Source organism: Alteromonas sp. G4i35 (genome assembly GCF_054960375.1).
Genome location: NZ_JBHNZD010000010.1, coordinates 149,141 through 163,092, shown reverse-complemented (window position 1 = coordinate 163,092; position 13,952 = coordinate 149,141). Strand labels below are relative to the sequence as shown.

Below are 13,952 nucleotides of genomic sequence, written 5' to 3'. Positions count from 1 at the left end.
CCCGCCTATGGCGGGTATTTTATTTAATCACTTACAAGCCAGTTTGATGGATGATTAATCGTAATTCGATGTATAGTTGAGCAACTGTGTTCTAAAAATTTCATGACACGAAACTATTGACAAAAATACCCGCTTGATCGTTTTGCCTCGAACTTTTATCCCCAAAGAGCAAAATTGCCTGATCCTGCACAGCTTTACGATCAAAAAAGATTAAGATCGAGCACAGTTGCTCTACAGCGCTTGATTTAACTGACATTTCGTGATCCGACCAGAAAGTGATGAAAAGATCGTGATCTGTTGTTCTATATGGCTATTAACAGACTTACCAACAAGGTTTTCCACTACTTATCCACAACGAGTAAGGTTTCTATTACTTAGTGAATCTTGCTAAAAACTGTTTGTACTCTTGTATGGCATAGTCACTTTTTAGCGTTGCGTTGTGCGTCGCACCAGGAATGACCGAAATATACTTTTCGCTACTTGATGCATCTTCTAATAGCTGCTGACTAATCGGGTAAGGCGTTATTTTGTCTTCCTCACCCACCACCAGCCATAGCGGTCCCTCATAGTGACGCAAGATTGGGGCTATTTGCATACTATGAACTTCATCGTGAAGCTTCATGTTTGTGAATGAATTAGAGAAGCCTGGCACCATGTTGGCAATTAAATCAGAGATGTTATTGAAAGCGCCGTCTAATACTAAAGCGTCTATCTTTCTATTTGCAGCAACATAGCTTGCGAAATAGCTGCCTATACCTCGGCCGTGAACGATAGTGGGAATTGAGGCGTCAAACGCACTTGCTACATAGTCAAACTGGGTTAACGCATCTTGTTTAATAGCGTTAATACTTAAGTCCTTCGCTTTATCACTGGCTCCTACTCCCTGATAATCGAGCCACAATATATTAGCGGGCAACTTACCCAGTCTATGAATAACGCTGTTGTTTTCGCTTACAGGCATACGATTGTCTGCAAAGAAAACAATGTTAACAATAGGGTCAGGGTAAGAAACAGCAACGCCTCTCAAAGTTAACCCAGCTTCATTTTTAACTTCAACACGGGTTATGCCCGCTGAGGTTTTGTCTTTTTGAATTGCCGCGTGTAGCTTCGTAGTATCAAGGGGCTTTTGCTGAGTGTCTTGATAAAAGAAGGCCGAAGGGGACACGTTAATTGCGCACCCAATAAGTGACACACTTGCAACTACACTAATTACCGCGTTTTTTAAGCTCATCATTAAAGAACTGTCCGTGTTGAATGGTTATGGCGAAATTTTTATTCAGGTTACATAGGTGTAATGGTTGTGTCGCTGATCAAAAACTCGCTCAGCAAAATCAACAGTCCCACACCTATGCTAAACAAGCTGTAACAGTTTGCAACAGTTGTTCTGTTTCTTAGCGATACAAACTTTCTTATACTAAAGACAATATTACTTGCATAATTTATCTGCATAAAACAAAAATAATTTAATGAAAAGTAGAACATTTTCCATGTCTTACGCTACATCACCAGCTCGACTTATTGTTGCCTGTTGTGCCCTATCCTTACTTATTGCCTGCGAGTCTACGTCACCCGAGCTTGACTCATCATTAATTCCTGCGTCGCAGAGAAAAGACTATCAGCTAACCATGTCTAAAGCGAAAGCTTGTCCAATTAACTTGGCAGAACTAATCGACATACGGTCAAGTAAAGACTTGCTCGTTGGAAGCAGTAATGTAACAGAAGACACGCTCTATTCACTGTTACAGCAAAGCTTAGAAGCGATGAATGTCAGCCCAGATATTGAAGCAGCCAACAGCGTGAAAGTAGTACTAAACCGCGCGTTTATAAAAAGCTTAGGCAGTAATATGGTTGCCACCGTGGTGCTTAATGTTAAGTACAAACCTGACTATGCCGATGAGTATTCACCCGCCACTACCTTCAGAGGGCAAAGCATGAATGTGAACGCCAGTGTCAGTGAAAAAGAGAGCAATCAGATTGCTATCGATGCAATGAAAACCGCCATTGATGATGCCACCAAACGTATAAAGTCTTCACTGTTACACAACTGCGGAAATGCGCTAAGCGAACTAGAGGCGGTATAAGCCTAAGAAACTATAAAGTGAACGCGATTGAGTGAGCGTAAGCCCTAAGCTTGAACTTTCAATCAGGGTAAGATTCAGTAGATAAGCCGCGTATTGTCGACCATAAAGCACGCCATGCCACCGTCAATCGCCGCTTTTCGTCCCATGTCGGTATCTTCAAACACCACACAATGCTGTGGTGCTACACCCATTAATTCTGCCGCACGCACAAAGGTTTCAGGGTGAGGTTTACCTTGAGTGACGTCATCGGCTGTAACCAGCGCAGATAGTTGGGCTAGCAGGCCGTGTTCATTTAACACCATTTGCGCATGCTGCCTATCTGAGCCTGTCCCCACTGCAATGGGCACGCTTCCCTTATAATGGTTAAACACGTCCAGGGTATCTTGGATAAGCCTTGGCACTTGGTCTAGCCCTTCAAACGCCTGTTTTTTATATAGAGCAACCTCTGCTGGATCGTGGCTTTTTCCATACTTTGCATTCATAAGATGTACGGTTTCAAAGGTAGGAACACCACCTAAACTGTATTGGTAGTCTCGGTCGAAGGGATAACCAAACGCATCGCACGTAAGCTGCCACGCATCAATATGCGCGCCCATTGAATCGACCAAGGTGCCATCCATATCAAAAATAATGGCTTTGTAGCTGCTTAGGTCAATCATGGTGTTCGCTTCCTTTTCAAAAATAGTGTGATGCTAACCTTTCATGGTTGCAATGAAATAAGCAACTATGCAGACAACACGTCTCGCGCTTTTACCGCATCAAAATCACGATCAACTTTCAGGTATACCGCGTTATTTTGACTGTTTAATGTCACTTCCAACACACCAGGCACTAACAGCAGCTCGGCTTCAATGCTGGAAACATTTGAACTATCAAAATCTCCATTCATCATCACACGCTTAACCCGGCTCACTTCTTTAACACCAAGAATGATAAAAAGCCAAAGCAGGGTGCTAGCAGCACCAATGCCATAAGCTAACTCTTGCGACCAAATATCGGTGACTAAACCTGAAATTACACCGCCCAAAAACGCACCGAAAAATTGAAAACTGGCGTAGAGGCCCATGGCCGTTCCTTTTTGTCCCGCAGGCGCAATGCTCGACACCAATGCAGGGAAATTCGCTTCCAAATAATTAAAGCCGGTAAAGAAAAGCACTACGGCCGCGGTAACCCACCACCAGCTATGGTCCTCTAAACTCAGCGCCAAAAACGCGCCGCCCATGAATACAACGCCGGTTACAAGGAGCGATTTAGGCGTACGACCTCTTGCTGCTCCCATCATGATAATTAGACCTACAATTGACGCGCCTAAAACGGGTAAGTAGACCGTCCAATGGCTATCTAACGTCATATCAAAATTCAGTAGCGTAACGGGCAGTTGAACAAACAACAGCGTTATCATCATGTGTAGAATCATCACGCTGATATTTAAACGCCATAACTGAGAAGAGAAGACTAAGCGCTTTAGCTGGTCTTTTTGTGGGAGTGTATCGCCACTGCTCAGCTGCACACCGTTTGGCACTACCCATTTAACCAGCGGCATGCAAAGAATGGCCAGAATACCAGTAATACCAAACACACCTGCAAGCCCGTAGCTGTTCGCAATGAGAGGTCCTAAAATAACGGCTAAATAGAATGAAAAGCCAATGGCTATGCCTATAATAGCTAACACTTTGGCTCGCTGACTTTCCCGGCTTACATCGGTAGCTAGCGCCATTATCGCACCTGCAATAGCCCCAGCACCTTGAAGAATACGCCCAACAATCATCATGGCCATACTGTCGGCGTTTGCTGCTACAAAGCTTCCTAATGCAAATACAGCAAGCCCTAGCAAAATAACGGGTTTACGCCCCCATTTGTCAGACATCATACCCATAGGAATTTGCAGCGCAGCTTGGGTTAGGCCATATCCACCCACGGCAAGTCCTACCAACAGCGGCGAGTAATCCGGGTAGTCCATTGCGGCTACAGCCAACACGGGCATAACCATGAACAGCCCCATCATGCGTAATACGTAAACGGAGGCGAGTGCAAGCGCAGCGCGTAATTCCAAAGCGTTCAAAGCGTCTGTTTCCCTCAATAAATAAAATCAAAAAAACATAAAAGCGCGCAGAGAACACCTGTTTCTGCTGCATTAAGAATAAGGTCGCGAAGTGTAGCATAATACAATTGGTATTTTCTTCTGCTCGCGAGGTAGATTTAGCCCTCTCGCACTACCCTTTTTCTTACTAGGGGTTTAAAAGTGGGGATAAAATCACCACTTTGCAATGACGTTAAGCGAGAACTCATCGTAAGCTTATGTCCGTGAGGTGATCTGCTTACTCCGCTTACAGTATAACTTGAATGTCATATCACTTTACTTGACACCTATGGCATACTGATTCTTTTTCTCTCATTTAGGCTTCAATGGATAAAATCGAAATTCGCGGTGCTCGCACCCACAACTTGAAAAACATCGATTTAACACTGCCACGAGACAAACTGGTGGTGATAACCGGCCTCTCTGGCTCGGGTAAATCGTCTCTTGCATTCGACACGCTTTATGCAGAAGGTCAGCGTCGTTACGTTGAGTCTTTGTCTGCCTATGCTCGTCAGTTTCTATCTATGATGGAAAAACCAGATGTTGATCATATTGAGGGTTTATCACCAGCAATATCCATTGAGCAGAAATCAACATCGCATAACCCTCGTTCAACGGTGGGTACCATCACTGAAATATACGACTATCTGCGTTTGATGTTCGCGCGAGTGGGCACGCCACGCTGTCCAGACCACGATGTGCCGCTAGATGCACAAACGGTCAGCCAAATGGTCGATAAAGTGTTAGCGATGCCCGAGGGCAGTAAGTTAATGCTGCTAGCGCCTATTGTTAAAGAGCGTAAAGGCGAGCACGTTAAGACGCTGCAAAACCTGTCTGCTCAGGGCTTTATTCGCGCGCGTATCGATGGTGAAGTGTGTGATCTATCCGATCCGCCGCCTCTCGATTTGCACAAGAAGCACACCATCGAAGTTGTGGTCGACCGCTTTAAAGTGCGCGATGACATGGCGCTGCGTTTAGCGGAATCGTTCGAGACGGCGCTGAGCCTTGCTGGCGGTAACGCGGTTGTGGCTGATATGGACGATAAAGACGCAGAAGAAATTGTGTTTTCTGCTAATTTCGCCTGCCCACATTGTGGTTACAGCATTAGCGAACTAGAGCCGCGCCTGTTTTCATTTAACAACCCTGCGGGTGCCTGTCCTACCTGTGACGGCTTAGGCACAAGACAGTTCTTTGACCCGGCACGCGTAGTCGGCAATACCGAATTGAGTTTGTCTGGCGGCGCTATTCGCGGATGGGACAAGCGCAGCTATTACTATTTTCAAATGCTACAGGCCGTAGCAGACCATTATAAATTTAGCCTTACCGCGCCATTTGAAGAGCTCGATAAAAAGCACCAAGACATTGTGCTTTACGGGTCTAAAGGCAAGTCACTGTCGTTTAAGTATATAAACGAGCGTGGCGACGTAATGGAGCGCAAGCATCCATTTGAGGGCATTATCCCTAATATGGAGCGTCGCTATCGCGAGACCGAGTCGAACTCGGTGCGTGAAGAGCTAGCAAAATATTTAAGCCAACAGCACTGCAGTAGCTGTAACGGCACGCGTCTGCGTGTTGAAGCACGTAATGTATTTATACAAGATACCAACCTGCCAGCCATTGCTGACATGTCGATTGCCGATGCGTACGGCTTCTTCGAGACACTGAAACTTGAAGGTCAACGTGCTCAGATAGCCGAGAAGATTTTGAAAGAAATCATGGACCGCTTGCGCTTCTTGGTAAACGTAGGTCTTAACTATCTTTCTATGTCGCGCAGCGCCGATACCCTATCGGGCGGTGAAGCTCAGCGTATTCGACTGGCAAGTCAAATTGGCGCAGGCTTAGTGGGCGTTATGTACGTGCTGGATGAGCCCTCTATCGGACTTCATCAACGGGATAACGAACGCTTACTTGGCACGCTTACACACTTGCGCGACCTAGGTAACACCGTGTTAGTTGTAGAGCACGACGAAGATGCCATTCGCGAAGCCGATTACATTGTAGATATCGGCCCGGGGGCGGGTGTGCATGGTGGTGAGATTATCGCCGAAGGTTCGCTGGAAGATATCAAAAACAGTGAACACTCACTTACTGGAAAATACTTATCTGGTAGAGAGAAGATTGATATTCCTGCAACACGCACGCCGGTAAAAGACGACAAGTGGCTAGAGCTTTTAGGCGCTACCGGCAACAACTTGAAGTCTGTTGATTTGCGTATACCTACCGGTGTAATGACCTGTGTGACGGGTGTATCGGGCTCGGGCAAATCAACGCTGATTAATGACACCTTCTACAAAATAGCGCAGCGCGAGCTGAACAAGGCGACCACGTCTGAACCGGCACCACATAAGTCGATGACCGGATTAGACCAGCTAGACAAAGTGGTCGATATAGATCAAAGCCCTATCGGCAGAACACCGCGCTCTAACCCAGCGACTTACGCTGGCATTTTCACTCCAATTCGCGAAATGTTCGCCGGTACACAAGAGTCGCGTTCACGGGGTTACAAGCCTGGCCGCTTTAGCTTTAACGTGAAAGGCGGTCGATGTGAGGCGTGTCAGGGTGACGGCGTAATTAAAGTGGAAATGCACTTTTTGCCAGACGTGTATGTGCCTTGTGACGTGTGTCAGGGCAAACGCTATAACCGTGAGACCCTTGAGATAAAGTATAAAGATAAGAACATTCACGAAGTGTTGGAAATGACGGTGGAAGATGCCCGTCAGTTCTTCGATGCTATTCCGGCTATTTCACGTAAGTTGCAGACCCTTATGGACGTAGGCTTGTCATACATTCGACTAGGCCAAGCAGCCACTACGTTATCAGGCGGTGAAGCGCAGCGCGTGAAATTGGCGAAAGAGTTGTCAAAAAGAGACACTGGGCAAACACTCTATATCTTGGATGAGCCAACCACCGGATTGCATTTCCACGATATTAAACAATTATTAGCTGTCCTTCACAGGCTGCGCGATCACGGTAATACCGTTGTGGTTATTGAGCATAACCTAGATGTGATTAAAACCGCAGACTGGATTGTTGACCTTGGACCCGAAGGTGGATCCGGAGGTGGCCAGATTATTGCAGAGGGAACACCTGAGCATGTGGCACAACAAGAAGTTTCACATACAGGTCGATTCCTGAAACCCATGCTCACACAAGCTTGAGCCGGTAACGAGGTAGATCCGTTAGCGTAAAGCGCACTCGTTTTCTATTTTGCTGCTGTGTAATTTACACAGCAGCTTGTAAGAAGTGCGCGTTGACGTTTATTTACACGTTTTTCCATGCTGGTCAGAGCTTGTATTGGCAAATCATACGTTACGATGATTTTTGTGTATTTTTGCAGTAAGAATTGCTGGAGCGACAACTAATGAACCAAACGCCGCCATTAGCCTTAGTGAAAACATGGTATCACCTACTGTCATCATCAGAAGACAATGATGTGAAAGCACGCGCACAAGAAATGCTGTTAAAAGCCTTCGAGTCGCCTGAGGCCATCGCGATTTATCTAAAAGAACACAATATCCTTAAGCACTGATCAAAAAAGCCTTAGCGTAGTAAAGGCTACTACGCTAAGGCTTAGTGTTTTTCATATCGATAAAAGAATAGAAAAGGTTAAGCGTGCTTCGCCGCTTGAATAGCTAATCCTTCGCACACCGAGTTGAAGGCGTCATTCTCTAATCGCGGTAAACCGGTAAGCAGGTTTTCATATAGCGCATCAACCACGATTGGCGATAAACTCATACCACCTGTGATCATCACCACTTCTGGCTTTTCACTGCTGTTTTCCAAGCATTCCACCACTAGCGCTTTCACTTTATCAAGCCAAGGTTTTAATGCCTTTTTGAGCGAGTCTTGCGAAATCTCCACGTCAAAATCATCTTCGATATAGTGCAGCGGCAAGGTAATGTTCTGCTTACTCGACAGTAGTTCCTTGGCTAATCGAGCCGAGTTCACCACACGGGCAGACAACTTGTTCTCCTGAACAATAAGCAAGCGTTCTAGTTGGGCTGGCTCTTTAATCACAGACATGGTTTGAGAAATATCTAACCCGTAATCGTCAGAGAAAAAGCGAGTAAGAGCAGGAATGTTATCAACCGCACACATGTCAGAGAAGTACGTGGGAGGAACAGGAAGCCCGTTAATCATCTTAAGGCCCATTCCCATTTCTGGGGCAATAGCCTTAAGCACCAAGCTTTTATCGCAATCCATACCGCCTAATCGTCTGCCTGTTACCGACAGAACATCATCTTTGCGATCAAGCTGATTTGAACGCTCTGGGGAAAGCTTAATACAGCAAATATCCGTGGTCCCCCCACCAATATCGACAATCAGCGTAGTGGTATCCCTTGGTAGGGTTTGCTCAATTTTATACGCCGCTGCGATAGGTTCATCTAGGAAATTAACCCCTGTAAACCCGGCTTTCGTCGCCGCTTCAGTCATAATTTGAATGGCTTGCGCGTTCCCCTCTTCACCGCGGGTGCCGTGAAACTTAACAGGACGGCCAATAACTGCATTATTAACAGCCTTGCCTAGCTGTTGCTCTGCACACTGTTTAAAATAGGCCAGCTGCTTAGCAATAATACCGATGAATGCTTGTTTTTGGTCACCGTCTAGCGAGGCGCCTAGAAAGTTCTTAGGTGAATAAATTAGACGGCCTTTATCAGGCATTTTAAGAAAGCGTCTAAACCCTTCTTCACCAAACGCAAACTTGCCGTGCTCTACTAAGCGCAGCAAAGGGATTTCGTCTAGCGACATGGCATGCATCAATTGCGCAATCGCTTTACGCTGTAGTGCAGGCTTGTTGTGCAAATCACCGCGTAACGAGTCGATACGGTCGCTATACATCGCCTGTTCTTTTGGATCTTTTGCCGAATAATAGCCGTCCTTCGCCTTATCTATTTGCTCACTGATAACGCGCTGTAACTGCGCCACTTTCGCTTCAACCATGGCATCAGGAGGCGGCGGCAGTTCATCTTCAAAATAGATGAACACCGAAGAACGGATTTTATTGCCCTTCTTATCTAACGGGTCGAGTTTGATGTGCTGATGGGCCGTTCCATCAAAATACACAACCTCAGAATTTGATGTACCGTAGTCAATCCCAATCGCAGTCATAGTATGTTCGCTCAAAAAGTTAGAAGCGGATTGTAAGTAAATACGAAAGTGCTTTCTAGCTTTGTATGTAATTGAGCTATATTGCTTTTAACAGAGCTATTGCAGCATTTAATTCTGAGTCACTGGCTGTATGCCCGTCCCAAGATACCGCCTCGGGCACAAAGTCCTCTCGATATGAGCCGTTCACATGGTAAAGACGTTCAAAACCCAGCTCTAAAGTTATGGTCGATTCAGGTAGTTGAAATTGATTTATCCCGCCAAGTAAATCAGCCATGGGTGTGCCGATTACCGCCTTTGCACCAATGGCATCAAAGCCAATAGCCATACCTTCTCCCATACTGCCGGTCCAATGACCAACGAGTACCACTACTGGCTTACTGTAATAAGGTAATGAAGGGGTAACATAGGCCAAGTGTAGCTCTGCTTCTTGGTAGGGTTTTCCCGCATTTTGAATTTTGTAACCTTGATATGCGGTTTTGGCATTTACAAAGTGCCCCAAGATAGGCTCAGCTACACCAGTGTTTCCCCCGCTCGGCGTATTACGCAGGTCAATCACTAACCCCTGTGTTGATTCAAGTGACTCAAGAGCTTCTTTGAACGCACGAACGGTTTCAGAATTACCTAGATTATTATTAAAGCGGATGTACCCGATTCCCTCTTTCTGCTTAACTACCAGAGGAGCTTTTGTTCGAAGTAGATTAATAGCATAGTAACTAGCTGCTAATTGCACGCGTTTGGCATCATCAAAATCAGACGCCACTTCAATGTGTCTTTCTTGATTGCGACGTCCACCTAAAGCCACGTTAACCGCCCACGTTTTGTGTGCGTCAGTAATCGGTAGCGATGTGTTTCCAAAAACGCGATGTATTGCGGCTTCAGTAGACTCGCCGTCAATACCCACAATCACGTCACCTAAGGCTAACTGGCTATTGGCAGCAGCACTGCCCGCTTTAATACGTGTTATAACAAAGTCATCGCCTTGCTTTTCCACCCAAATATCAGACCCCGTTGGCGTGACGCTGTAGTCCTCTTCGTTGAGCGGTGATACGTTAAAATGCGGGTCGATAAAAAACTGCTTCACCACCTGCAATACGTCGACAAACTCCTCTTGCGTTGTCGCGTTTATTGCAAGGGGTTGGTAGTACGCTTTTAAAGCTTCCCAGTCGGTAGGTGCCGTATCTAAGTAGGCATAGTTATCTTCAACAGTTTGAACAAAGGCTTGCCAGCTTTCTTTCGTATTGAAATCCTGGCTTTGTGCGCAGCTGCTTAGCGGAAGAAGTAGTGACAACAATAAAATAATTCGATAAATCATAATGTTCCCTATTATGAATTGGAGTGATAAGGAAATTGTTCATTTAAGCGCGTAAGAAGCGATTGTTTTTTTAGCGCCTGCTCCATGCTTTTAAGAGAGGCTTCAAGATTGACCTCTATTTCTTCCCAAAGGGCATCATATACGTCTTCAAATTCCTGCATTATCGTCACTATCTGCGCCGCCTCGGCCTTTGCTTTAGGCGCAATATCGTACACGCGCTTTCGCGAGTCTCGTTCATCGGGCACAGAAACAAAAAAGCCGTCTGCAACACTTTGCTTCAACCGACTTTCAATAAGTTGACGTGAAAGACCAATGTGACTTGCTAGCTCAGTTGACGAAAGAGGCCCTTGAGTATGAATCGCCAGTACCAGAGAAATACGATTTGCAGGCAGACTAATATTAAGCGCTTCAAATACCTCTTGGCCTTGAGTTGCAATAAGCTCGCTAGCACGCAACAGTATCGCGCCAAACTGAGGACTTCTGATCATAAATAGGCACCTTGTGATTTTTCTTCAAACTCATTTATGCAAATATTTGCGCAAAATTTTGCACAAATCAACTTATTTTTGAATGTGTATGTTTTGGTTAGGTGTTAAAAATGTTTTCCAACCGGATCAATTACTGTTTGATAAATGACTGAAATAGCTGCGGCATAATGCTAGAGTGAAAGCTAAATAAACAACGAACCCTACTAAAAAATATGAGCCATTCAGTACCATTAGTTACGTCATTCGACGTACGTTTTTGTGAAACAGATGCCTTACAGCATGTAAGTAACACAGCATTAGTCGCTTGGTTTGAAGCAGCCAGAGAGCCTATTTTCAGAATGTTTACCCCTGAACTAGACTTACAAAATTGGCCGCTAATTTTAGCCAGCTACAAAGTCGATTTTTTAGCTCAAATTTTTTATGGCAAACCTGTGACGGTTAAAACCTACGTTAGCCGGCTAGGCAACAGTGCGTTCGACGTGTTTCAAGAGTTATGGCAAGACGATAAGCTGTGCTCAACAGGCATCACCACCATGGTACATTTTGACTATAAAACACAGCGCTCTGCGCCTATCCCAGATAAAGTGAAATCAGAACTACAGTCTCACTTTAAAGAAGTACCAACTCAGTAATAAAGCGCAGTACGAGGTATCCATGAGCGATTTAATTGAAGTTATTGATGATGTGTTACCACCAGAGCTGTGCAAACAACTCATGGAACGCTTTGAAAGCAGCCCTAATTTGTCTCAAGGCCGCACCGGTGGTGGCGTCGACTTAGATAAAAAGCGCAGCATGGATGTATCGATAAGCCGCAACCCGGAATTTAAAGACTTATTTCAACAAGTGATGCAGCACACCGGGCAGCAGCTGGTCTCCTACATTGAAAAGTACTACTTTGCGCTTGTTGGGCCTATTGGCTTGACCGTACGCCATCCAAAAACTGGTGAACCGGTAAAAGTAACAGGTGAAAATTTTGATGAAGTGGGCAAACCCAATTTGGCGAATTTGGTGAATTACCTGTTTCGGGTCGGCGATGTAAATGCACAGCGCTACACCGCGGGCAATGGTGGCTACCCGTACTGGCATTCAGAGGTCTATCCACAGCTTCAACATAACGACGCACTGCACCGCGTATTGCTGTTTATGTACTACTTAAACGATGTGGAAGAAGGCGGCGAGACGGAATTTTATTATCAAAACCGTGCGGTTAAGCCTAAAGCAGGCAGAATGGTGATTGCGCCAGCCTATTTTACTCACACGCATCGCGGCCAAATTCCAAAAAGTAACGACAAGTACATTTTAACGTCTTGGCTTCTGTTTAACCGCGCTGAACAGATTTATACGCAGGGCTAGCTTAACGATAACTTCGTGATGATGTGCTCTAGCTCGCTGTACTCATTTTTGTCGATAGGTAAGAAGGGTGCAGGTAAGCTAGGCGTTTCACAATAGCCCAAAATTTCTGCCGCGGCTGCAACCACACGCAAGCCGCCGCCATTGCGCGCAAACATGCTCCATATTCCGCTTAACGCTTGTGACTGAGCCTGTGCATCAACAGCATTACCAGACTGAGCGGCGTCGATTATGCGCATTACAGTTCGCGGGAATATCCCCCCTATAACAGAGAGCCAAAGGTCACAACCTTCACTCATTCCTGCTGCGCCAAAACTATCACCACTCACGCCTATAGCAATGTGTGCAGGCATTATCTCTCGTAATGATGCTAATCGACGAGCGCCTTCGCTATTGCTTGCTCCAGAGGGTGGGATATCCTTGCTGGAACTATTATCCATTGCGCTTTTGGCAAATGGAGTTCCGGGTATTTTAATCGCTCCGATATTCGGTAATTTTCCAATACGGCGGTATAAATCATCGCTGAAGGTAAAATTAGTCACGCGAGGATTTTCGTAAACGCAGATAGGCACAGATACCTCGTGACTCACTGCCTCATATAGGCCATACACTTCTTCTTCGTTAAGCACTTGATAGGAAACGGGTGCTAACAGCACAGCATTAACACCTGCTTGCTGCACAGCTTCAACGTTTTTTAGCACGTCATAGGTACGCAGCGCCCCAACGCCTGCCATAACAGGAATGCCATTTGCGTGGTCGACGGCGAGCTTGGCTACGTCGTACTTTTCCTCTCGCGTTAGATAAGGATACAGCCCAGTTGAGCCTATCGCGCAAATTGAATCTACATTCGCCGAAGCCAAATTATCAACAAGCCCTTTAAACGCTTTATAATCAATAGCTTCTTGTTTGAATGGAGTAATGGGAAACGCTGATAATCCTGTAAACACCTGATATCCTTTTTAAACGTTTAATGCTTAAAACCCTTCTACGGCTTCGCCTTTCAAACGGTAACCTACAGACGCAATGTCGCCTTTCCAACCGTCAGTCGACAGTTCGCCGGTTACCCAAATTGCATCGTAAATATTATCTATGCGCACACCTTCTTCAAATTTTACGTAAACAATTTGATTAGACGGCGGCGGTGGTACGTGAATACAGGCTCCGAAATATGGAACAAGTAAGAACTCAGTGGTTAGCTCTGCCGTACCTTCTAGCGGCACAACAAAACCCGGGATTTTCACCCGTTTACCATCAAAGGTATCGACAACGGGTGCGTCAGGCTGAAGCTGACTCATCTCGCCATTATGTTGAACTGAAGGTGGCGCGAGCTCATTAAAGCCCTCAGGCACTAGGTCTTCCCAGTATACTTCAGTAGGAGTTTCATCTGCCAAAGAGTTGAAAGTTACAACCATCATTATTACAGCAAACAATGAAGTCATGGATAATTTATGGTGGATCATACTGCTCTCTATCGTTGAGTATTTTGTTCGCTTTTTTGTATCGGCTTTTGCTTGTCGTTTTCAATCTTCACT

At 45.5% G+C, this 13,952-nt stretch carries 13 protein-coding genes; 5 read left to right on the top strand and 8 right to left on the bottom strand.

Translation table 11 applies throughout. The features are described 5' to 3' along the window. Nucleotides 1-370: 370 nt before the first annotated feature. The gene (locus tag ACFI6L_RS08395) at nucleotides 371-1,234 is read right to left on the bottom strand and encodes an alpha/beta hydrolase family protein (RefSeq protein WP_131137530.1); all 864 of its coding nucleotides are present in this window, start codon (nucleotides 1,232-1,234) and stop codon (nucleotides 371-373) included. A 232-nt stretch (nucleotides 1,235-1,466) separates the two neighbouring features. On the opposite strand from ACFI6L_RS08395, the gene ACFI6L_RS08390 reads away from it, so the two are divergent. Beyond that, nucleotides 1,467-2,081, top strand: a complete 615-nt coding sequence (locus ACFI6L_RS08390) for a hypothetical protein (protein WP_462573774.1) — start codon at nucleotides 1,467-1,469, stop codon at nucleotides 2,079-2,081. A 74-nt stretch (nucleotides 2,082-2,155) separates the two neighbouring features. On the opposite strand, the gene ACFI6L_RS08385 is transcribed toward ACFI6L_RS08390, so the two are convergent. Further along, nucleotides 2,156-2,740 carry an HAD family hydrolase gene (locus ACFI6L_RS08385; protein ID WP_462573773.1) on the bottom strand — a complete coding sequence of 195 codons (585 nt, stop codon included), beginning with the start codon at nucleotides 2,738-2,740 and terminating at the stop codon, nucleotides 2,156-2,158. Between the two features lie 65 nt (nucleotides 2,741-2,805). After that, nucleotides 2,806-4,143, bottom strand: a complete 1,338-nt coding sequence (locus ACFI6L_RS08380; protein WP_462573772.1) for an MFS transporter — start codon at nucleotides 4,141-4,143, stop codon at nucleotides 2,806-2,808. A gap of 344 nt (nucleotides 4,144-4,487) precedes the next feature. Between ACFI6L_RS08380 and uvrA the strand changes: the two genes are divergently transcribed. Beyond that, nucleotides 4,488-7,319 carry an excinuclease ABC subunit UvrA gene (gene uvrA, locus ACFI6L_RS08375; protein WP_014975365.1) on the top strand — a complete coding sequence of 944 codons (2,832 nt, stop codon included), beginning with the start codon at nucleotides 4,488-4,490 and terminating at the stop codon, nucleotides 7,317-7,319. A 203-nt stretch (nucleotides 7,320-7,522) separates the two neighbouring features. Beyond that, nucleotides 7,523-7,690: a hypothetical protein gene (locus tag ACFI6L_RS08370; protein ID WP_012516741.1), complete on the top strand. Its 168-nt coding sequence runs from the start codon at nucleotides 7,523-7,525 to the stop codon at nucleotides 7,688-7,690. A gap of 77 nt (nucleotides 7,691-7,767) precedes the next feature. Here the strand turns inward: ACFI6L_RS08370 and ACFI6L_RS08365 are convergent, their stop codons facing one another. The 3 genes from ACFI6L_RS08365 to ACFI6L_RS08355 all read right to left on the bottom strand — a co-directional run bounded on the left by ACFI6L_RS08365 (nucleotide 7,768) and on the right by ACFI6L_RS08355 (nucleotide 11,070). Further along, entirely contained in the window at nucleotides 7,768-9,270 is a 1,503-nt protein-coding gene (locus tag ACFI6L_RS08365; protein WP_014975364.1) for an Hsp70 family protein, read from the bottom strand. A 76-nt stretch (nucleotides 9,271-9,346) separates the two neighbouring features. Further along, entirely contained in the window at nucleotides 9,347-10,582 is a 1,236-nt protein-coding gene (locus ACFI6L_RS08360) for a S41 family peptidase (RefSeq protein WP_462573771.1), read from the bottom strand. Nucleotides 10,583-10,593: 11 nt separating this feature from the next. Continuing rightward, a complete protein-coding gene (locus tag ACFI6L_RS08355; protein ID WP_014947866.1) occupies nucleotides 10,594-11,070 on the bottom strand; it encodes a MarR family winged helix-turn-helix transcriptional regulator in 477 nt (158 codons plus the stop codon). 212 nt (nucleotides 11,071-11,282) lie between these two features. Here ACFI6L_RS08355 and ACFI6L_RS08350 point away from each other — a divergent pair, with 212 nt between their 5' ends. After that, the gene (locus tag ACFI6L_RS08350; protein ID WP_014947865.1) at nucleotides 11,283-11,702 is read left to right on the top strand and encodes an acyl-CoA thioesterase; all 420 of its coding nucleotides are present in this window, start codon (nucleotides 11,283-11,285) and stop codon (nucleotides 11,700-11,702) included. A 22-nt stretch (nucleotides 11,703-11,724) separates the two neighbouring features. Then, nucleotides 11,725-12,423 (top strand): 2OG-Fe(II) oxygenase, encoded by a 699-nt coding sequence (locus tag ACFI6L_RS08345; RefSeq protein WP_014975360.1) that lies wholly within the window; start codon nucleotides 11,725-11,727, stop codon nucleotides 12,421-12,423. On the opposite strand, the gene ACFI6L_RS08340 is transcribed toward ACFI6L_RS08345, so the two are convergent. After that, entirely contained in the window at nucleotides 12,420-13,367 is a 948-nt protein-coding gene (locus ACFI6L_RS08340; RefSeq protein WP_462573770.1) for a dihydrodipicolinate synthase family protein, read from the bottom strand. The genes ACFI6L_RS08345 and ACFI6L_RS08340 overlap by 4 nt on opposite strands. 27 nt (nucleotides 13,368-13,394) lie before the next feature. Then, nucleotides 13,395-13,880, bottom strand: coding sequence for a DUF3299 domain-containing protein (locus ACFI6L_RS08335; protein ID WP_014947862.1), 486 nt, complete (start codon nucleotides 13,878-13,880; stop codon nucleotides 13,395-13,397). Between the last annotated feature and the right edge of the window lie 72 nt (nucleotides 13,881-13,952).